14 protein-coding genes are annotated in these 21,017 nt (G+C 64.7%); 7 read left to right on the top strand and 7 right to left on the bottom strand.

What is annotated here, in order from left to right; all coding sequences use genetic code 11:
- Nucleotides 1–138: 138 nt before the first annotated feature.
- On the bottom strand, nt 139–462 hold the full coding sequence (locus AC1Q7O_RS14380; protein ID WP_492660851.1) for a metalloregulator ArsR/SmtB family transcription factor: 324 nt from the start codon (nt 460–462) through the stop codon (nt 139–141).
- A 100-nt stretch (nt 463–562) separates the two neighbouring features.
- Here AC1Q7O_RS14380 and AC1Q7O_RS14375 point away from each other — a divergent pair, with 100 nt between their 5' ends.
- Both AC1Q7O_RS14375 and ubiG read left to right on the top strand, forming a co-directional pair.
- Complete coding sequence (locus tag AC1Q7O_RS14375) at nt 563–976, top strand: thiol-disulfide oxidoreductase DCC family protein (protein ID WP_492660850.1); 414 nt, start codon at nt 563–565, stop codon at nt 974–976.
- A gap of 21 nt (nt 977–997) precedes the next feature.
- The gene (gene ubiG, locus AC1Q7O_RS14370) at nt 998–1,729 is read left to right on the top strand and encodes a bifunctional 2-polyprenyl-6-hydroxyphenol methylase/3-demethylubiquinol 3-O-methyltransferase UbiG (RefSeq protein WP_492660849.1); all 732 of its coding nucleotides are present in this window, start codon (nt 998–1,000) and stop codon (nt 1,727–1,729) included.
- A 668-nt stretch (nt 1,730–2,397) separates the two neighbouring features.
- On the opposite strand, the gene AC1Q7O_RS14365 is transcribed toward ubiG, so the two are convergent.
- The 4 genes from AC1Q7O_RS14365 to AC1Q7O_RS14350 form a co-directional block, all read right to left on the bottom strand.
- The gene (locus tag AC1Q7O_RS14365; protein ID WP_492660848.1) at nt 2,398–3,579 is read right to left on the bottom strand and encodes a hypothetical protein; all 1,182 of its coding nucleotides are present in this window, start codon (nt 3,577–3,579) and stop codon (nt 2,398–2,400) included.
- Nucleotides 3,580–3,828: 249 nt separating this feature from the next.
- Nucleotides 3,829–4,005, bottom strand: a complete 177-nt coding sequence (locus AC1Q7O_RS14360) for a hypothetical protein (protein WP_492660847.1) — start codon at nt 4,003–4,005, stop codon at nt 3,829–3,831.
- Between the two features lie 372 nt (nt 4,006–4,377).
- Complete coding sequence (locus tag AC1Q7O_RS14355; RefSeq protein ID WP_492660846.1) at nt 4,378–4,740, bottom strand: hypothetical protein; 363 nt, start codon at nt 4,738–4,740, stop codon at nt 4,378–4,380.
- A gap of 20 nt (nt 4,741–4,760) precedes the next feature.
- A complete protein-coding gene (locus AC1Q7O_RS14350; RefSeq protein WP_492660845.1) occupies nt 4,761–5,720 on the bottom strand; it encodes an SOS response-associated peptidase family protein in 960 nt (319 codons plus the stop codon).
- 157 nt (nt 5,721–5,877) lie between these two features.
- On the opposite strand from AC1Q7O_RS14350, the gene imuA reads away from it, so the two are divergent.
- The 4 genes from imuA to AC1Q7O_RS14330 all read left to right on the top strand — a co-directional run bounded on the left by imuA (nt 5,878) and on the right by AC1Q7O_RS14330 (nt 12,106).
- Nucleotides 5,878–6,717: a translesion DNA synthesis-associated protein ImuA gene (gene imuA, locus AC1Q7O_RS14345; protein ID WP_492660844.1), complete on the top strand. Its 840-nt coding sequence runs from the start codon at nt 5,878–5,880 to the stop codon at nt 6,715–6,717.
- Nucleotides 6,647–7,963: a Y-family DNA polymerase gene (locus AC1Q7O_RS14340; RefSeq protein ID WP_492660843.1), complete on the top strand. Its 1,317-nt coding sequence runs from the start codon at nt 6,647–6,649 to the stop codon at nt 7,961–7,963. The genes imuA and AC1Q7O_RS14340 overlap by 71 nt, the downstream gene beginning before the upstream one ends.
- Before the next feature lie 9 nt (nt 7,964–7,972).
- Nucleotides 7,973–11,062 carry an error-prone DNA polymerase gene (locus AC1Q7O_RS14335; protein ID WP_492660842.1) on the top strand — a complete coding sequence of 1,030 codons (3,090 nt, stop codon included), beginning with the start codon at nt 7,973–7,975 and terminating at the stop codon, nt 11,060–11,062.
- A gap of 279 nt (nt 11,063–11,341) precedes the next feature.
- Nucleotides 11,342–12,106 (top strand): S1/P1 nuclease, encoded by a 765-nt coding sequence (locus AC1Q7O_RS14330; RefSeq protein WP_492660841.1) that lies wholly within the window; start codon nt 11,342–11,344, stop codon nt 12,104–12,106.
- A gap of 282 nt (nt 12,107–12,388) precedes the next feature.
- Here AC1Q7O_RS14330 and AC1Q7O_RS14325 read toward each other — a convergent pair whose 3' ends face one another.
- Together AC1Q7O_RS14325 and AC1Q7O_RS14320 are read right to left on the bottom strand one after the other, a co-directional pair.
- Nucleotides 12,389–13,357: an IS5 family transposase gene (locus AC1Q7O_RS14325; protein WP_492660852.1), complete on the bottom strand. Its 969-nt coding sequence runs from the start codon at nt 13,355–13,357 to the stop codon at nt 12,389–12,391.
- 205 nt (nt 13,358–13,562) lie between these two features.
- Nucleotides 13,563–18,668 (bottom strand): hypothetical protein, encoded by a 5,106-nt coding sequence (locus AC1Q7O_RS14320; protein WP_492660840.1) that lies wholly within the window; start codon nt 18,666–18,668, stop codon nt 13,563–13,565.
- A gap of 605 nt (nt 18,669–19,273) precedes the next feature.
- On the opposite strand from AC1Q7O_RS14320, the gene AC1Q7O_RS14315 reads away from it, so the two are divergent.
- Nucleotides 19,274–20,944 carry a hypothetical protein gene (locus tag AC1Q7O_RS14315; RefSeq protein ID WP_492660839.1) on the top strand — a complete coding sequence of 557 codons (1,671 nt, stop codon included), beginning with the start codon at nt 19,274–19,276 and terminating at the stop codon, nt 20,942–20,944.
- Nucleotides 20,945–21,017 lie beyond the last annotated feature (73 nt).

Below are 21,017 nucleotides of genomic sequence, written 5' to 3'. Positions count from 1 at the left end.
GCAGTCCTCTTGCGAGGGCGGCGCCGTCGCGCCGCGGGACCAACTGTGCATAACTGCGTGCTGTGCATAACGCTGCTGAGCTGCCGTTCGCATGAGGGCAAAACCAGCGCCTTGGTCAATGCTGGCCAGCGCCCACAGTCAGGCCTTCACGCCGCCAGCCTTGGTGGCTGCGATCGCCTTGCTCTCCTTGCGAAGCTTCGTCGACACCGGGCAGACCTGCTGAACGAAGCTGGTGAGGGTGTTGGCGAGGCTGTCCTTCTGCAGGCTGTAGAACACGAAGCTGCCGCGCTTGTCCGCCTTGACCAAGCCTGCGGCTTCAAGAATCTTCAGGTGCTTTGACAGCGACGGCTTGGTCATGTCGAAGCGGCTCGCGATGTCGCCGGCCGACAGCTCGGTCTCGGAGAGGTACGCCAGGATCTTGCGCCGCGGCGTTGAGGCGAGCGCTTCGAAGATCTTTTCCATGGCGTGATGGTAGCAGGTGGATGTCGTCTTTTGCTAATTCGCCATTTCGCTATTTAGCTAATGCCGATGCACAATCGGGCTGAAGCCTCTGGGAGCCTGCGTGTCCGACACATTGCCACCCGTTGTTCATCAGCCAGCCGACAAGTCGGCGCCGAAACCTCACGTCGTCTACTACAACAGCGCCTGTCCGGTCTGCGACGCGGGCGTGTGTGCCATGCGTGATCGCATCGCCGAACAGGACGTGGAGTGGGTCGATGTGCACCGCAATCCGGAGCGCCTCACCCCCTTGGGGCTCGATCTGGAAGACGTGAGAGAGCGCTTGCACGTTGTCGGTCCGAGCGGCCAACTTCAAGTCGGAGCGCCGGCGCTGTTGACCACGTGGTCGCTTCAGCCTCGTTGGGGCTGGCTGCTCAAGCCGCTCGGCTGGCCCGGCATTCGCCGAGTGACATCTTGGGCTTACGTCGTGTTTGCCCGCCAGCTTTACCGCTGGAACCGCCGCCAGGGTCACTGGTGATCCACCCACAGAAGGAAGTCCATGGTCACGCATACCAACTTCGATGCCGCCGAGCTCGCCAAGTTTCAGGCGCTTGCCTCACGCTGGTGGGATCCCACGTCGGAGTTCTGGCCGCTCCACGCCATCAACCCGCGCCGCCTGGAATGGATCGACAGCCTGGCCTCGTTGCGCGGGAAGCGGGTGCTGGACGTTGGCTGCGGCGGCGGCATCCTTGCGGAGTCGATGGCACATCGCGGCGCCGACGTGCTGGGCATTGATCTGGCGGACAAAGGGCTGAAGGTGGCAGCGCTGCATGCGGCCGGCAGCAAGGCTTCGGTGACGTACCGGCATATCGCCGCGGAGGAGCTTGCGGGCGAGATGCCTGGTTCGTTCGACGTCGTGACCTGCATGGAGATGCTTGAGCACGTGCCCGATCCGGCACAAGTCGTGGCTGCATGCTCAACTTTGGTCAAGCCGGGCGGCTGGGTCCTTTTCTCGACGATCAACCGCTCCCCGTTGAGCTGGCTGGTCGCCGTCTTCGGCGCTGAACGCGTGCTCAAGGTGCTTCCGCGCGGTACGCACGACTACGCAAAGTTCATCAAGCCGGCGGAACTGAAGGCGACGGCTGCCAGCTTTGGGCTGACGCTTTGCGATGAGAAAGGTCTGCGCTACAACCCCATCAGCAAGTCCTTCGGGCTCGGCCGCTGGATGGGCGTCAACTACCTGCTTGCGATGAGAAGGGCCCAGGCTGGCAGCCTTCGCGCTACTCGCTGAGCCGCTGCTTGGCTAACGCCGCTTCCATCCATTGAACTACGGGGTAGACGGCGAAGACTGTCATCAAATGTCCAGATGAGCCGGAAGGGTTGGAGGCCGCTGGTCTACGCGTCGAACCATGAACTGCGTTCGCGGGACCAACTTGAACCCCAACTGGGCGTAGTAGCGCCGCAACTTGGCACGCGCCTGTGTGTGGTGCGTCGGGAAGCTGCTCAACGCCATCAGATCGGGCTCGTCACTCCTGCGGCTGCTGGCCTCAGACTGCAATGGAAACGGCTTCATCACAACCAAGCCGGCGCCGGCCTGGAACCAATGCATCATGCCAATCAATGCTTGAAGGCCATAGCCCCGGCGCCGATACGCTGGAAGGATCTCAAGACGGTCGAGGATGAGCAGGTTGGGCTCGTACAGCCAGTCAGTCTGGTGGCATGAGAGCGTCTGCAGTGGGGGCGCAGCGCGCTTGCTGCCTCAAAATGGCCGAACCACTCGGCATGAGCAGGGCAAAAAGGCGTCTGTTCAAACAGGTAAGGCGTCCGCGCGAAGCAGCGTCGAAATCGCCTACTTGATCAGCGTTGCCCTAAGTCTTCGTTTTCACACGGCCTCTGCCCGAAGCAGACGTCGGCTTGGCGGCCACTGCCATCTCATGCGCCCGGCCACGATCGGCTGCTTCACAGCGTCACGCCGACCTGGTAATAGTGGAATATGTCGCCATGCTCGACCGGAAAGACGACTCCGGAGCGTTGGAGTAGCCTGAAATAGCCGCCGAGGTGCTCAAGATGCTCGGCAAAGCCTACGCCCAGCCGTCGGTAAACCGTCCTGGCGTGGACGACGAATCCGCGGCTCTTCAGTGCGGCGGCGACATCATCCGCGATAGATGTCTGTTCGCTCACCGCGTAGAGCGCCTTCAGCGGAACGGTTCTCACCTTCCGCACTGCCATCATCGCCGCGCCGATGTCGGTAAGCGCGGTGGACTGCTTGTCCAGCGCTGCGCGGGTGTACGGCGCCATGGCGTTTGCCAGCGTCAAAAAGTGAATCAGATACTCCTTCTCATGCCAGCGATGATCAAGCAACACAGCGAACGAGTTCTTGAGTTCTGCCGTTCGGTGCCGTCGCTCCTCCGCCTGCATGACGTGTACTAGGCGATTCCGCGCACGAGCTGAAATGTGCCGGGACACAGTGCGGAGTACGACGTCCGCCAGGGGGGCTTCATAGCTCGCATCGTCCAGGTGCATCATGCCCCTGGCAAAGAACCGAAACATCTCGAACTCGCATAAAGACCCTGCGCGAAGGGTCACCTCGACGGTCGGGGCGACTTCGGCACTCGTGGTGCTGAACTTTGCTGCAGGGACGATGCCGCTCGCAGCAAGCCAGGCAAAGATGTCGAGCGGGGCGTCCGGAAAGTCGATCGCCATTGATCGCTCCAGCAGACGATGGCGTACGGTGGCTGGAGCAGAGCGGTATCCGTCGAGCAAGGATAGAGCGAGTGTCAGAGCCGCCTCGCCATCGCCAAGGTCATTGCCCGTGTCGGCAAAGGCGACGAGCAGGGCAGCTACCAGATTCTGCCTGTATTGGTACACCTTCCTATAGAGGCCTGGGTCAATGCTTGCATGCATCGACCACTTGCCATCGGGCATCCACGCAACTAAGTCATCAAAGCTGTCCGCGAGGTAGACCTCCAGTAGGCAAAGCACCCTGTGGTGCATTCGCGTTGCCCTGGCGCCGGTCAAGCCGTAGTTGGCGATGGCGGCGCAGATGTCCGAAGAGATACGTCGCAACCACAACCGGTCGTCGTCGTCCATGACGAGGTGGACGAGGATCTGGTTTCGATAGAGGCGGTCTAGCAAGTCCATGCCGGCCGCCTTCGCATGCGTGGTTCTAGCCATCTTTGCTATGCCGCCATCCTATGGCTCAACATTCCCCCGCGGTAGTTTCGCCCCGCTTGGCATCTCCACGCTTTTGGGCCGGCGTGCGGTCGTTGCCCTTGTTATAGCGGTGGTCATGAGAACCGTCCGACTTATTGCGGCCGTATGGCATTACGCCGACCGTCGCAAGGGGAAGTGGCGTGCCCTGCGGGAGACGGAGAAACTGCGCCAGTGCCTTCATTTGGCGACCTCGGTGGAGCCGGAGGGGCGGCCGGAGGCGGCCGAATCGCAACGGTCGGTCGCGACGTCGTAGATGTCCGACGCGACGCGAGCCGCCACCGTCGTCACGACGACGGTGCCGACCAATTCAAGGATGGCTGTGATGGCCGAAGGAACAAAGAAGAACGGGATCATTTGAGGTCCTAGGTTGAGCAGCCGGGAATCCGACTGGACTATGGAATAGATCCTAGGACGCCCCCCAATGCGGCGTCATTGGTCGTGTTTGATGTACCGATTCGTACACAAAACTGGGAAAACGGCGAAGCGGCCTTGCATCCGTTGCCAAGTGCCTTCGACGGTCGCCTGCCGTGAGTGCTAGGAACGCACCTTCCGCTTTCGGCACAACGCTGCCACTCGCGGCGAAGCGTCGAACCGGGGAAGCTGGGCGGTAGCTTCGACGACCCCTGGTACCACCATAGCAGCCGTCGCAGGCGGCCGATCCGCCCTGGCCAGAATCGGCCGCCGGCTGCTTCTCAAATCTCCGTCTACTCCGAAATCTCTAGCGCGTCATCTACCTCGATGCCAAGGTACCTGTACGCGAGGCCGCTTGGATGCAATGCGCTTGCGTGAGCGCTTGCCGCAGTAGTTGCAGATCACCTTGCGATCAGCGGCCCGCGGCGGTGGCGGCCCGACAGGCCGCCCCTCGGCCTCGCGGATCCGTTTCAGGCATGCCAACAGGCTGGTCATACTGATGCCACTGGCAGGACCATCCGGGCCGTCGACCACCGTCTGCCAAGCCTGCGTGCCTGGCCAGAAGTCGACCCGGTCATCCATCCGCAGGCGCTTGCCACCGTCAAGCGACACGACGTTCCCCGCACCGAGTCCGCCAAGCCCGGCCTGGCTGGCGGCAGCTTGCTTGTACTTGCCCATCCCGCGCCTGCGCTGCCTGCCTACGCGGCCTGCCGGTGCTCGTAGAACGCCGGCGTCCGGTCATCGAAGATGTCGTAAAGCGCCTTGAGGTTGCTCGGATCCGGGTTCAGCCAAGCATCGACATGCTCAGGTCTGATGCGGACGATCATGCGATCGTGGCCAGCGGCTGCGACCTCTGGCGGTGGCTCATCCGTGATCGCAGCAAACGACAGCAGGTCTGGCTCGCCGTCCTTCTTCCAGTGCGACCACAGGCAGGCGATGTACATCAGCTCCGGCGGGTTGGGGTTGAACTGCAGGACCACGTTCTCCGGCTTCTCGTCCGGCGCCAGCGGCCGGTGCTCCATGTCGTGGCGCTTGACGTTCTCGAAGAAGGTGTCGACGAGCAGGATGCCGTGCGTGTGGCCGAACTGGCCCCGCCAGAACCCCTCGAGGTTGTCCCTGCGGGCGTTGTAAGTGCCGGGGAACTTGACGTCGTAGTCGGCAGGCTTCCCGGCCGGCCGGCATTGATAGCGCATGGGCAGCACGACGCGTTGGCCGTCACGCACGACCATCACCGGCGCGTAGACGCCTGGGAAGATGCGCGAGTCGCGGTCCAGCAGTTCGGTCCGGCGCAGGTCGTCCAGGTCGAGCCGAGCCTTGGAAATCTTCGACGGCGCGATGCGCAGGCTGTCCAGCGCGGCCTTCGTCTGCTTGGTCTGCAAGGACCGCTCGGCGTCGGCCAGGCGCTTGCGCTGGGCAAACAGCTCCTGCTCCAGCGCCATGGCCCGGTCCGCCTTGTAAGCATCGATTAGCTCCTTGATCTCCAGTTCCTCTGGCGTCGTGGCGTCCCGCTCGAACGCCTCTTCCAGGGCCTTGGGGATCTTGAGCTTGGCCACCTGGCGGCCGTAGAAGACCCGCACGAATTCCTTGATGCTGAGATGGGCGCCGAACAGGCGCGTGTAGTCCCGGTAGTCGGCACGGATCTGGGCGGAGTAGCACATGGGCGAACGTCCCTGCGAGTCGATGGGCCAGTTATCGCACGCCGGCGCACACAACTCCAGCGGCCGCCAACTCCTCCCGCAAGTCAGCGTCATGCCCGACTAGACGCCGAACACGGCTGCATATACTGTATGCACATACAGTATTTTGCCTACTCCGATGTTGCCCGTCTCCGCCGGGCTGGACGGGGCGTCGCCGCCTCACAGCCTGCCCTCTCCCACTCAAAACGCCGGCGTCACTGCGCCTGGGTCGCTCCCTCACGATGTCGAGGCGGCGCTGTGGCGCGGCGATCAGCTGGGCGGGCCGGTGGCAGAGGTGCTGCCGACTGGATTTGCAACGCTGGACGTCGAGCTCCCCGGGGGCGGCTGGCCTTGCGGATCGTTGACCGAGGTGCTGGTTCGCCAGTTCTCCATCGTTGAGCTGCGCCTGCTGTCGCATGCCATCGCGCAGCAAACCTCCGCCGGCCGGAGCGTCGCGCTGGTGGGCCCGCCGCTCGCGCCGCATGCCCCTGGACTGCGCCACGAGGGTATCGACGAGCGCCAGCTCGTCTGGATCGACGTGGACGCGCCGCGCGACCGACTGTGGGCCACCGATCAGCTCGTCAAGGGTGGCAGCTTCGGCGCCGTCATTGCCTGGTTGCCCCTGGTGCGCGCCGAGCAGATCCGGCGCCTCCAGGTCCTGGCCAGTCGCTGCAAGGGGCCGGTCTTCCTGTGCCGCCCCGAAGTCGTCGCGCAAGACGCCTCTGCGGCACCACTCCGTGTTCTGGTGCGCGTGGACACGGACTGGCAGATCACCGTCGACGTGCTCAAGCGCAAGGGCGTGCCGCTGGAGCAGACGCTGCGCCTGACCTCCATGCCCGGTGGCCTCAGCAAGATCATGACCCCGAGGCTGCGCTACCCCAGCCGCCTCATGCCCATCGAGCCCAGCCATGTTGTGGTCAGCCCTGCTGTTGCCGCCGTGCGCCAACGACCCGAGTTCGCCGAGTCCTCCAAGCCCTGACGCCCTCCAGGCCGTGGCCACCTGGGCGTTGCAGTTCACGCCCCGTGTCGCCATCGTCGAGGATGCCGTCTTGATGGAGGTCGAAAGCAGCACACGCCTGTTCGGTGGCAAGCGTGCGCTACGTGACCGTGTGGTCGCCGAAGCCGCCGAGCTCTCGGTACAGAAAGTTGCCTGGGCGCCCACGAGCCTGGCCGCCCTGGCGCTGGCGCGCAACAACCGGGAGGACGGCATCCGCCGGCCGCTCCAGGACATCCTGGACGCACTGCCCATGGAAAGCCTGAGTGCGATCTGCCCGCACGCGACGACGCTGGCGCAGACCGGCTGTCGCACGCTGGGCCAGGTGCGCGCCCTGCCGCGCGCCGGCCTGGCCCGGCGCTTCGGCAAGGAGCTGCGTCAGGCGCTGGACCGCGCCTACGGGTACGAGCCCGACGGCTATGCGTGGGAGGTGCTGCCCGAGCAGTTCAAAGGCCGGCTGGAGCTGCCCTTCCGCGTCGAGCATGCTCCGGCGCTGCTGCAGGGCGCACGACGACTGCTGGTGCAGATGTGCGGCTGGCTGGCAGCCCGGCATGCCGGAGCGACCGCGTTGACGCTGCATTGGTGGCACGACACGATGCGATCCCGCGAAGCCGGCACGGGCGGCCAGCTCACGATCGGGACGGCCGAACCGAGCCGTGACGTCGAGCATCTGTGCCGGCTGCTCGCCGAGCACCTGGCCAAGGTCGAACTCCTCGCGCCGGTCGGCGACCTTGAGCTGACCGCGAACGAAGTCCACGAACAGGCGGGCAGCAATGGCTCCCTGCTGCTGGACGACACCGACGTCACCGAGTCACCGCAGCTGGTGCTGGAGCGCATGGCAGCGAGGCTGGGGCCCGAGGCGGTGCGTCGCTGTGTCGTGCATGCCGACCACCGCCAGGAATGGATGGCGCACTGGCAGCCCGCCGCCGAGCCCCTGCCGCGCCAGGCCGAGGTCAGCACCGAACTCCCTCAACCCACCTGGACGCTTCGCGAGCCGCTGAAGCTTGCTGTGCGCAACAACCGGCCGGTCTACCAGGGCGAGCTGCAGCTGCTCGCGGGACCGCAATGCGTTGAAGGCGGCTGGTGGGACCGCGACGAGGTGGCTGGCTCCGGGCGACTCGTGATGCGGGACTACTGGCTAGCCGAATCCCGGCATGCCGGTCTGCTGTGGATCTTCCAGGCCAAGCTCGACGACGGCACTGGCTGGTTCTTGCACGGCATCTTCGGTTGAGGCGCCACCGTGATTCCGCCCTATGCCGAGCTGCGCTGCGTATCGAACTTCACGTTCCTGCGCGGCGCCAGCAAACCTGAAGAGCTGGTGCAGCGCGCCAAGGCGCTGGGCTACAGCGCCATCGCGATCGCCGACGAATGCAGCATGGCCGGCATCGTGCGAGCGCACACGGCCGCCAAAGAGGTGGGTATCAAGCTGCTGGTCGGGTCGCAGTTCGAGGTTCGCTCGGACACACCGTTCAGCTTCGTCGTGCTGGCCACCAACCGCAACGGCTACGGCAACCTCTGCGAGTTCATCACTCACCTGCGCCGGCGCTCCGAGAAGGGCAGCTACTTCCTGGACCTGGACGAGATCGACAGCAGGACGCTGGCCGACTGCGTCGTCATTGCGGTGCCGGACCGCCGCTGCGACCAGGCACAGATGGAGGTCATCGCGCGGTGGTTGCTGCGGCACTGGACCGGCTGTTGCTGGCTCGGTTGGGAGCAGCTGCGCCGCCTGGACGACGAGGTGCAGCTCCACAAGCTGCGCGAATGCAGCGAACTGACGGCCGTGCCCATCGTTGCGGTCGGCGACGTCCACATGCACGTGCGCTCTCGCAAGCCGCTGCAGGACGTGCTGACGGCAACGCGGCTGCGCATGCCCATCACGGCATGCGGCCTGAAGCTGCGCCAGAACGCCGAGCAGCACCTGCGCACACGACGGCGCATTGCCGAGCGCTGCCCGCCCGAGCTGATGCTGGAGACGCAACGCGTCGCCAACCGCTGCGACTTCAGCCTCGACGAGCTGAAGTACCAGTACCCCGACGAAGTAGTGCCGGCGGGCGAGACACCGCAGAGCTATCTGCGTCGCATCGTCTACGAGGGTGCAGGCCGGCGCTGGCCGACCGGCATTCCCGCGGAGGCCCAGACCCAGATCGAGCATGAACTGTCCCTGATCGCCGAGCTGCGCTACGAGCACTACTTCCTGACGGTCTACGACATCGTCGCGTTTGCGCGCAGCAAAGGCATCCTGTGCCAGGGCCGGGGTTCAGCCGCGAACTCCGTCGTCTGCTACTGCACCGGCGTCACCGAAGTTGACCCACTGCGCAGCTCCATGCTGTTCGAGCGTTTCATCAGCAAGGAGCGCGGCGAGCCGCCGGACATCGACGTGGATTTCGAGCACGAGCGGCGTGAGGAGGTTATCCAGTACCTGTACGGCAAGTACGGCCGGGACCGTGCCGCGCTGACGTCCACCGTCGCGAGCTATCGCCCTCGCAGCACGCTGCGCGACGTGGGCAAAGCGCTGGGTATCTCGGATGAAGCTATGGAGGTGCTGCGCAAGGGCACCAGCGCCTGGGAGCTGGCGCTGACGGACGAGCTGGTTGCGGAGGCTGGCCTCGACAAAGACAGTCTGCTTGTGCGCCAACTGCGCGACCTGACGGGCCAGCTGCTGTCGTTCCCCAGACACCTGGGCCAGCACACCGGCGGCTTCGTGCTGACCAGCGGACCGCTCAGCCGCCTAGTGCCCATCGAAAACGCGGCCATGCCAGACCGCAGCATCATCCAGTGGGACAAGGACGATCTGGACCTGATGGGCTTGCTGAAGGTCGACGTGCTGGCTCTGGGCGCGCTGACGATGCTGCGCAAGGCGCTAGACCTGATCGGCGAGCGCCGCGGTCACGTGATGGAGATGCAGGACATCCCGCCCGAAGACCCGGCCACCTACGACATGGTCTGCAGGGCCGACACCGTAGGCACCTTCCAGGTGGAGAGCCGCGCTCAGATGAGCATGCTGCCGCGCCACCTGCCACGGCGCTTCTACGACCTCGTGGTCCAGGTGGCCATCGTCCGGCCGGGCCCGATCCAGGGCGGCTCTGTTCATCCTTACCTGGACCGCCGCAGTGGGCGTGTTGCCGTGACCTACCCCAGTCCGGAGATCGAGAAGGCATTGGGACGCACGCTGGGGGTGCCACTGTTCCAGGAGCAGTGCATGCAGCTCGCCATCCTGTGTGCGGGGTTCACACCGGGCGAGGCAGATGGCTTGCGTCGCGCCATGGCGGCCTGGCGGCGCACCGGCAGCCTGGACAAGTACGAACCCAAGATCATCGGCGGCATGATGGCCAGCGGCTACACCGAGGCCTTCGCTCGCAACGTGTTCGAGCAGATGAAGGGCTTTAGTAGCTACGGGTTCCCCGAGAGCCATGCGGCCAGTTTCGCCATCATCGTGTACGCCACCTGCTGGGTGAAGTGCCACTATCCGGCCGAGTTCTTGTGCGCGATCCTGAACTCGCAACCCATGGGCTTCTATTCGCCGAGCCAGCTCGTGCAGGACGCCAAGCGCCATGGTGTCGACGTGCGCCCGATCGACGTGCTGCACAGCGACTGGGACTGCACGCTGGAGAACATCGAACACGAGCCGGCGGTGCGGCTGGGCCTGCGCCTCGTGAAGGGCTTCAAGGAAACCTCAGCACAGCGCATCAAGGCAGCGCGCGCCAGCACCTACTTCGAGAGTGCGGAGGAGCTGGCACGGTTGGCGAGGCTGGAGCACCTGGACATGCAGCAGCTCGCGGCAAGCGATGCGCTGCGCAGTCTCAGCGGTCACCGGCGACAGCAAGTGTGGGACGCTGCTGCACTTCGCAGGCTACCCGAGTTGCTGCGCGACGCGCCTGTGAACGAGCCTGTGCTGGAACTTCCAGCAGCCGCCGAGGGCGAAGAAGTGATCTGGGACTACCGCACCTTTGGACTGACGCTGCGAAGCCACCCGCTGCAGTTGCTCCGCCCGAAGCTCGACGAGCGTCGGTTCGCCACCGCCAAGGAACTGATGAACACGGACGACGGTCAGGCCGTGGAGTACTGCGGGATCGTGACGCTGCGACAGCAGCCGGAAACCGCGAAGGGTGTGGTCTTCGTCAGCCTGGAGGACGAGACTGGCAACGTGCAGGTCATCGTGTGGCCCAGCGTTCGCGAAGCGCAACCTCAGGAACTGCTGCAGTCGCGATTGCTGGGCGTCAAGGGACGCTGGCAAAGGCAAGGCGACGCTTGCAGCCTGATCGCGAGGCACATCGAGGATCTCACCTCATTGCTCGGCGAACTGGAGACGAGCAGCAGGGATTTTCGTTAGTCCCGGATTTCGGTGGCGCTCTGGGGGCGCCGTACAGGTGCGACGCCGGCGCCTTCAGTAGTCACGGATCGCCGCATGCCAGGCCAGACTAGCGGCCTCTGCGGCAACCTTCTCCAACAGCACGGCCAGGGGAATTGACGTACAGGCGCGCCGATGCCGTCATCGCACCCTTGAATACGTGCTCGGCTGGAGGCGCTGAGTCAGCAAGATGCCGCTGCCCACCTGTTCCCGCACCACCTTGGTTCTGTTTGAATGTGTCACAGCAAATCACCAAAGCCCATGCGAATCCTGTTCTCCGCCAATGTCTTGCTGCTTTCGCTGCTTGCGTCGTCCTCCGCTCACGCCTGGGGCGCGGAGGGACACCGCCTCATCGGCGAGATGGCTGAAGCCCAACTGACGCCAGCGGCCCGCGCCGAGGTCACTCGGCTGCTTGCTGCCGAGCCCGGCGCCACCATGGCGTCGGTTTCCACCTGGGCCGACCAGATCCGGTCGCCTGAGACGGCCCCGTGGCACTACGTCAATCCGCCGCCGGGTGACTGCTCTTACGAACGCGGTCGCGACTGTGAAGACGGTCAATGCGCAGTCGAAGCTGTCCGCGAGCAAGTCACCATACTTAAGTCCGGGGCTTCAGATGCGCAGCGTCTGACCGCGCTCAAGTGGATCATCCACCTTGCCGGCGACATCCACCAACCGCTGCATGCCGGGTTTAAGGGAGACAAGGGTGGCAACCTGTACCAAGTCCAAGCCTTCGGCAGGGGCACTAACCTGCACTCGCTCTGGGACGGCGCGCTGATCCGCAATCGTGCCGGTGGCATCGACGCGCTGCGCGTAGATGCATCAACTTATGGCGCCGCAGCGCCGGCCGCCCCCCAACCTGCCGCGTGGGCCATCGAGTCCTGCAAGGTCGTCAGCAGTCCGGGCTTCTACCCAGGCGGACGCTTCATCGAGCAGAGCTACATCGACCAGTGGGATCCCGTCCTGGTGGCCCGGCTAAAGAGCGCCGCGCAGCGCCTGGCCGCCACGCTCAACGACGCCCTGCGTTGACGCCTACCGCATTCGCCCATCAGTCATAGTCGGCTGTAGGCTGGGTGCAGTCATGCGCCGGTCGGTCCCTGATCGACCGCTCGTCGAGCAAGCGGTCATTGGCTTCGGTGCCGCAGCCAACCTCGCGCGAGGGTTAGGGCTACGCTGAATAAGCGGGCGATTTCGACGCGGTTTCGTGCCGACTTTTTGCTTGCTCGAATCGACGTCGTTTTGCCCGCCCCACGCCGAGTTCTTCGGCCCTTTTGAGGCAGTAGGCGCGTCGCGCGCGCACTGCGGACGCACTCATGCCGCCAGGCGCTTGCGCGCCAGGTAGATGTTGGCCAAACCCAGCGCCACAAAGGCTCGCGTGGCATTCTTGGCCAGCCCTTTGTAGCGAACCTTGGCGAAGCCGAACTGGCGCTTCACGACTGCAAACACGTGCTCCACCCGCGAGCGCGTCTTGGACTTGATGCGGTTGACGATGCGCTCCAAGTCAGCCACATGCCCCGTGCCCCGGACCCTCTGATTCGTTCGGTCCGTGGCCTTCGGTACCTTGGCCGCGATCAACTCCTGCTGGGAGGCGTAGGCGCTGTCGCCGAAGACTTCCAGCTCCTCGCCGTGCAGCAGCTTGGGCAACGGGTGCTTGTCATGCACGTTGGCCGCCGTCACCACCGCGCTGTGCGCAAGGCCCGTCTCGCTGTCCACGCCGATGTGCAGCTTCATGCCGAAGAAGTACTGCTGCCCCTTCTTGGTCTGGTGCATCTCCGGATCGCGCGCGCCCTTGTCGTTCTTGGTCGAGCTCGGCGCCGCGATGATGGTGGCATCCACGATGGTGCCTGTGCCGACCTTCATGCCCTTGCTCTGCAGCACTTCACCGACCCTGGCGAACAGGGCAGCACCCAGCTTGTGCTTGTCGTCCTCCAGCAAGCGGCGGAACTTCAGCAAGGTGGTGCCGTCGGGCACGCGCTCTCGGCCCAGGTCGATCCCCACGAAGCGGCGCAGCGCCGTGCTGTCCAGCAGCGCTTCTTCGCAGGCCTCGTCGGCGAGGTTGAACCAGTGCTGCACGAAGTACATGCGCAGCATGCGCTCCAGTCCGATGGGCGGTCGCCCCTTGCCGGCCTTCGGGTAGTGGGGCTCGATGACCGTGCACAGCTCGGCCCACGGCACGATGGTGTCCATCGTTTGCAGGAACACGTCGCGCCGGGTCGGCCGGCGAAACCGCTCGAATTCCGCCCCCTGATCGGCAGCCGCTGCGAGTGTTGCTTGCTTCATGCGAGCATCATCCCCGCGCAGCGCTCGCCTTGCCACCTGAGCAACCCGCAAGGCGAAACTTAATCAGCGTAGCCTTAGACCGCAGCTACTGCGCTCGACGGACGGGCGAACCATCGACGTTGATGCATTTGAATGTCGTCAGCGTTGCCCTCGCGTTGACGTACATCCCGCAAGCGCAACGTCCTAGCGATTACCAACGCCAGAACTAAGACGACGGCAGAAGCGTGGCCACGACTCTCGCCTCGATCGCTGCGGCGGCAGGGATGCCGCAACGCACCAGTGTGTCCACCATCGCCGTAAAGTGGGCCGCGAGGTGCGCAACGTGTGCGCCTTCGACTTTATCGAGTGACCGATCGATCCAAGTGCAGGCGCGCGTGCCGATACCGTGGTCGATCCAGAACTCGGTGCCTGATCCATGCTTGTCCCACCAGGCAGAGATTGCACGCGCCAGGAACGCGACTGGGCCGGCGCGCGGCTCGAGATCGATCAGGTTCATGAACGCCAGCGCAACGAACGTTGAGCCCGCAGCCTGTTCCGCAAGTTCGGTGAGCATTGGCATCACTGGATCAGTTGCCAGCGCCCTCTCAGAAGGTACATAGCATCTCGGGCCTCGGCCCCAGTCATGGCGAGCAACGAAGAACGCCGCGACTGCGCCAGCCAAGTGGATTTCGGTGCTCGCCGAGGGTCTCGATACGAGGCGCATCCAAGCTCGAGTGGTGACCAGGCGCTCTGCCAGTTGCTCCCGGACCGCGACCACGGTCGTCGGTGAAACCGCGGCGTCGTCCAGCCACAGCACGTCAAGCTTGCGCAGGGCCGATCCGGTGGCGTCGAAGAAACGCTCCTCTGGTAGCTGTGCGAGTGGCTGGAAGAGGAACTCGGTCAGTCCGTCGTCATTGCCCTTTGAGATTGCCGCAACAACCGAGGCACCAAAGTACGCCTCGTTCCACTCGGAAGGCCGCTCGCCGGGTTCCTCATCAGGGTCGGCGCCGACGCCGTTGGCACCGGCCGTCCAGGTCCAGTAGTGACGCAGCATTGCGCCGAGCAGGTCGGCGTGGGCCTTGCCCCACTGCATCTCGGCCAGCGACACCCAAGCCGCAGCGCCTCCCGAGTCAAAGCAGCGCGTCGATGCGGGCGGCCGCGGACGTGCCTCGTCGGGAGACTCCATCTCCCCCAGAACGATCCGATGTCCAGGCTTGGGCGGGGGCGGCGAAGGGAGGTCGGGCCACTTGGGCTCCTCTGCGCCGTATAGCAACCATGCAAGCTCGAGGGCGACCGCGGCCTGACGCCTCGCCAACTCGTCCGCCTTGCGCGCGTCTTCGCGAGCCTGATGGCGCGCCTTAAAGTCCACTGCGCTGCCCCCGAAGCCATCGTCGTCGTACGAGAGCCGGGTGTATGTGCAGGCAACCATGCCTAGCCGCGCCAGGGACCGGACAAGTTCGCTGCGTACTTGGCGACCTGCATCCAACTCCCGGCGCAGGACCGATGCCATGACGCTGTCGGGGCGAGCACCGAGTTCCAGGAGTCGCGGAAGCTCTCCCTGCCCGGGATCGTCGCGAAGCGACGCGAGCAAGCCCATGGCGGCGATCGCGGCAGGGTTGTAGTGCAGCTGTTTGTAGGGCTCGCCACGTTCCCGTACTGCTTCGCTTGCCACCTGAAGCTGCCGGTGAGCCCACGCGCGATGTGCAGCCTTCAACTCGACGCTGCCGTCGCGAAGTAGCAACGTGGCCACGGAGAAGCGTGTGAGGTCGTCCCACTTGGTGTCGTCCGTTTCGGCTTCCATGGCAGCTGGGCTCTCGACCGCCCATGCCAAGCCTCGGGCAAGCAACTCCTGCGAGCACGCTGCTTGGTCCAGCGCTTGGGAAACCTGGCCTCGCAAAACGATCGCCTCGCTCCCCCGAGCGGCTTTCGCTTGCATCGTCGCCACGAGTTGCCTTTCGGCCTCTGGCATGACGTACTCGATCACGCTTCGACCATCGCCGTCCGTGCTTTCGCGGTAGTTCGCTAGATCGAGACAATTCAGGGCGCTCATCGCGGCAAGCCGGGGATCCGTATAGCCTTGCGAATCATCGTCTGGCTGCCCGATGCGCCCAGCCTCGGCTCGGAGCGCTTGCTGCATTGCAGCGCGTACCTCGGAAGGGCCGCGGTACCCGTACTCGTTAAGCACCCTATCCAGCGAGATACCGCGCGAGGGTCGTCGGCGTAGGCTGTCCAGAGTCGCTGTGCCCTTGGGCTCCGGGTGAACCCATGCGGCCGGAGTCCTCAAGTTCACTAGGTCGAATCCGTGGCGCTGTCGGTCAAGCGCGAGCAGCTTCGCGGAAGCGGCGAAGGGCCAGAGCGAGTCGCGCGACTTCGGCCAATGCGACAGCATGACGTCGATTGCAACAAGCAAGAACGCCGCGGGGGCAGGTGCTGGTCCCAAAACATCCGCGACAACGGCGACCATCGCTTCGCCACGCTCGATGCGTTGATGTGCCCAGGCTTCGAGGGCCATGAGAGCCGAGCCTGCGACGTGGCTGTCCTGATCTCGAGCCCAGGTGTAGGACCGCAGCCACGGAAACTCGCGCGGGCCGTCAGGAAAGGGGACCGCGACTTGGTCGTCGCCAGGATTGCGGCCACGACTTCGCCACCTGACCGCGTGCGCAACGACACCGCGCACGAGCCGCAGTCCATGCTCGGGGTTTGCCGAGAGCAGGTCCAAGAAGGGCCCGCGTGCAGGCGACGCCGGGAAATAGTCCAGGTGCCATTGCGAGAAGGGTTCGCGCGCTGAATCTCTATGCCGATCGTCGCCCTCAGGCAGCGCGTCCAGAAACAGGTCAGCAAGGGCCGCTGGTGCAGCCTGAGCTGCGGTGCCGACGAACGACAGCAGCTCACGGAACAACATGTGCCGATGCCGGTGGGCGCGAACCGCATTCAGGTAGGCCTCCGCGAGACTGGGGCGCAGCCTGCACCAGGCCAAAAATACAATGCGAAGGTCGCTCTCCTGCGATCCGGTCATGGGCAGGTTCGACTCCTGCTGAGCAGCCTGCCACGCCTCGGCAAGTCCGGAGACCTCTGGATGGTTGTTCGCCTCGACTTTACGGAGCCATGCATAGAGCTGCTCGACCACCTGTCCGGACAGCGGCGCGTTCCCCAGGAAGGCAAAACACCAGCGACCGTAGAGGTCCACCAGCTGCGGCACTGCACCAGCGGGCACTTGGGCCGCCCTCTCGAGCGACCAGTCGATGAGATTGCCCCATGAAGGCTCGCTCGGCGCGACGACGTTGCCGGGCAACTGGTCGGCGTGCAATCCCATGGCACGCCATAGCGGTGCCGCCGGCTGAGAGTCGACGGCGATGGCGGTGCGAACGAGCTCGCCCAGCATGGCCCCATCACTGGCGAACAGTACCGCCATGTGTGCATCAAGGAGGCTGTGAGCACGCTCGGAGCGGGCGAGGGCAAGGAGGACGCTGCGCCGCCACGAGCCGTGCACGTCGGCTGCGCTGACTTGTTCGAGCAGCGATCTCCAGGCATCTGCCTGGCCGGCGTCCTCCGCGAGGAGCCGCGCGGCCATTTCAAGGCCGCGAACCAGGCGCGCAGGAGCTGGCGCGCGAAGCGGCAATGCGGCTAGATGCGTTCGTTCGTCTTGAAGCAGGGATCCGATCGCCCAATCCCGCAGGACGTCATGAGCGAACTCAACATGGACTGCGGTCACCTCGCGCAGCGCGCCGCTAGTGATCAGCGCATCGACTGTCTCACCCGGCGTTTCGCCGATGTCCAACCGCGAAGTGGACGTCAAGGACTGGATGGCAAGCGACCGCAGAAGGCGCCGGCGATCGCGGCGGCCGGCCTCTGGCCCGTCACCACTGCGCCACCACTGCGCCGCCATCTGTGCTTCGCTGTGCGGCGAGACCGCATCTGCGCCTTCCAATCGCGCCAACCGATCAAGCCGGTACAGGTTCCGCACGAGCTTCTCGGCAGGGTGCCCCGGCCGCAGCAGCACCGCCAACGCAGGGTCGGTAGCCCGCAATTCCGAGACTTCGTCGTCGACAAGGTCGGTGATCACCAGCGGGGGAGCTTGGCCGAGCGCATCCAACGCCTCCTGCGGCAACCAATCTCGCGCTTCAGTTGTGAAATCGATGCGCGCGGTGGCCACGACCCGGAAGCCCTTCACGGCGGCCGCGGCGCGCAGCAGGTCCAACACCGTTGCGCGCTGGTCCGGACTTTCGAAGCGGTCGATCCCGTCGATGAAGAGAGTCCCCCCGCCGTCACCGGCAAGGTCGGCTAGAAGCTCAGATGCACTGGCGTCGCAGCCCAGCAAGCTCTGCAGCGCTACCCAGCCGCCGCCTGGCAGGCGACTTTGCGAGACAACGATGACGCGCGACTCGGTGGCGATGCGCTGGGCGATGTCCTTCAGCACCCCAGACTTGCCAACGCCGGGTGCACCAAGAATCTCCAGGTACCGGCCATGTCCGAGCGCTGCGTCGGCAGCCTCGGCATATCCGCTGCGATCGAGTGACACGCCGCACACATCGAGCTTGATCCCCGACAGAACCCCATCGGCCATTGCAGCCAAGCGCTCTCGCGCAACGTGCATACGCCTGTCGCCTGAAAGCCGAAAGTCGCGCTCGCTGGTGAGCTTGACGCGCAGCGTGCTCGCATCGATGTCGCCTCCGGCCGCGTCGACCTCCAGCGCGATCTGCTGCAGCGCGTCCCACAGCTCGCTCGCGCGGCTGCGTTGCAGCGGGACGAGCAGTGCGGCGCTGCGCTCGCGCGCGTAGAGCGCGCACATGGATCCCGCTTGCTCGAAATCAAAGGCCAGGACCTGGAAACGCCGCAAGAGCCGCCAGACCGCACGGTCATCGGTGGGCTCGTCAACCTTAGCCATGTTGCCGCGGAAGGCCTCGACGAACTCCCGCATCGAGCGGTGCGAGACCCGGGGCAGGTTCAGTCGCGCAAAGAACTCAGCCGGGTCCTGATAGTCGCGGGCCCACTTCAGCACCTCCTGGATGTGCTGGTCGATCTTGGCGGTGGTGCGGGCGATCGCGACCGCCAGCTCGTAGCGCTGGGTGTCGAAGGCAGCCTTGCGAGCCGCACGGACTGCGAAGGCGACGACGTCGGTGAACACCGCGTCGCTGGCCGTGAAGTCAATGGTGCGCTTTGCCTGAACCTCCAGGGCGGCCGGCTGGCCGCCGGAGTCGATGCCGGTGACGATGACGTCGTCCATAGGGTGATCGAGTGCCGCACGCTGGAAGGCCACACGCGTGACGACAACACCGGGGAGGCCGCGGGCCTCGCCTCCTGACAACAGCGGCAGCAGGTACTGCGCGCCCACGTGCGACTCCAGCCGCGCGCCTGCAGGGCCAGCGGCAGCGGGGCTTGCCGGTGCTGGTTCAGAACCCGGATCGCGGCGCTGACGCGACTGCTTGGCGGTCGCTGCCTTGGGTCTGCTGGACGGTGCCCCGGTGGGGCTAGATCGTGCGCTCTTACGCGAAGTTGCCATGGTTATCGCCAGTGCGGTTTTTTGCCGCCAGTTCAAGTTCTTGGCTGCACGACTGCTAAGGGCATTATTGGGGTTGAAGGGCAGCACAAGACGGAAGCTGATGCCGATTCCCCTCCGCTAGCTGACGGCGAGTCAGACTGATGGCGGTACCTCGGCAGCCTGCCCCAGGCTGATGGGCAGTGACCCAAGCCGGATGACCGTTAGCCTCCGTTTGGTGTGAGGACAGCAGCCAGCACCGAAGGTCGGAAGACCCTGCATCTGGGTGGCTAGGTCAAGTCGGCGCGTCTGCGACGGCAATAGACCGTTGAGCGGTCGTCGAGCAGGCCGACGCGACGGACTGCAACCGCTGCAGAGCTAGGGGGCACCTCGTCGCTGGCAACGCTAGCGCATCGCGATAACGTCGCGCCCCGACGGAGCAGCCAAGGACCGACGAATACATGCCGCCCATTTCGATAAACGCGCTCGCAGACCTGCGCGGTCGCAGTCTCGAAGTGCTCTGGTACGCCGATGCCCGCGTCTATGCTGGCCAGGGGAAGCCGCGTTCGGCCGTCGGCGTTGCCCTGCGGTTGGGAGATGGTGTTGGGAGTCGATTGGTACGGTACGTCCCCGCCGCCATGATGACGTTCGTGAGGCTCGGCGATGTCTGGCTGGGCGGCAAGCGTGTCGGATCGGTGCCGCTTGACCAGGCTGTCTTCAACAGACTATCCGTCACCGATGAGACGACAGCCATCGCCCCCGCAGGGGCATCGTCGTCGATCCCTGGAGGGGCGCCGTCCTTCGACCTAGCCTTTGACAAGTTCGATGCGCATCGAGGTCATACCAAGTCCTGGGTGGTTCGTGTCGATATCGACGAATCGACCTCTCTTGTCGTGCCATGCATGGAGTTGTTCCGCTTCTATTTCGCCGCCAGTGGCTCACTAGCTGCCCAACTGCTGTCAGGGGTGAACGCCGCCGACAAGCTGTTCGTCGAATGGCATCTATCTGCGAAGACTGGCATAGCCAACATCACTCTGGGCAAGGACATCCATGGCTTTGCTGCAGCGACGGTTGCACGGATCGCCAGTGGTGGTCCCGCTCGGCGGGCCGTCAGGGACCTGGTGAAGTCCGGAGTCTCCGCCTATTCAGATCGCAGACCCTGGTATCCGCGCCTTGGATTTCCGTTCGTGGGCCTCACTGACCTCACCGCGGAGGGTGTGTGGCTGGATCACCCTGAGAAACGGGTGTTTGTCGTGCACCGAATCCTGCAATGCACTCATCCCTTCCCATTCAGGCAGCTCTTCTACCGGCTGTTCGACGGCACCCAGGGCAACACCCGATCCGTCGGCATCACGCAGCCAGCCGCGGCTAGCGACGCACCAAAGGTTCCATCCAATGCACCTGCTCCGCCGGATCTCACATCGAGCGAGGCACGGGATGCCCACAAGGGCACGTACGAAGTACCCACTGGACAAACTGAGTTCGAAGCATTCCCGGACCTTGCCAGCAAAAAGCTCGTGAAGGTCACCAGACCAGCATTACGTGCAGCAGCCGCTCGCAATAGTGACGAGGCGCCTGGCGAGACCACCGAAGTAGCTCCTGTCGGCTCAGATGGAGGCGAACTCTCGGGCATCGAGCCAGTTCCCGAAGCGAGGCACGGACACGAGCGCGAGCCCGGCGCCCTGACATTGCTCAGTCAAAAGATCCTCACCGCAGCTGGCGCAGGCTCGCGTGTGCGCTCCCCCCTGGGCGGCTCGACGCCACTGCGCTTGCTGGTTCCAGACCCAGACTCTGATGATTCAGAGGGGCTGACGCCTGTTTGGCTGATGGTCGCCTGCATGGACACCGGCATCTCGCAAAACAGTTTTGAGGATCAGGTATTGATCTCCTACAGCGACACAAATGCCGACGGTCCCGGCTTCAGCTTCAGGCTCATGGCGATCCATCACGGCGGCGCACTCACCGCCGGATTCTGCGAAACCGTTGCCAACGATCACGTTTTTGCCGGCGCTGTGCACGACCCGCTCTACGGCCATTCGCTCCTCGAAGCTCGGTCGGGGCAGCTTGACGACGTCGGCGACGTCATAGAGTCGCTATCTCAGTCAGTTGCGGTCGTCCTCTCCACGACATGATTCTCGTGCCCAGACGATCGAGCAGATCGCTTGAAGATTCGCTGACCTCAGACACGCTCAGCTGACCAACGCG

Source organism: Roseateles sp. GW823-FHT07B05, from assembly GCF_058794515.1.
Note: the sequence above shows the minus strand (reverse complement) of the source record. Positions and strands in the feature narration are given on the sequence as shown.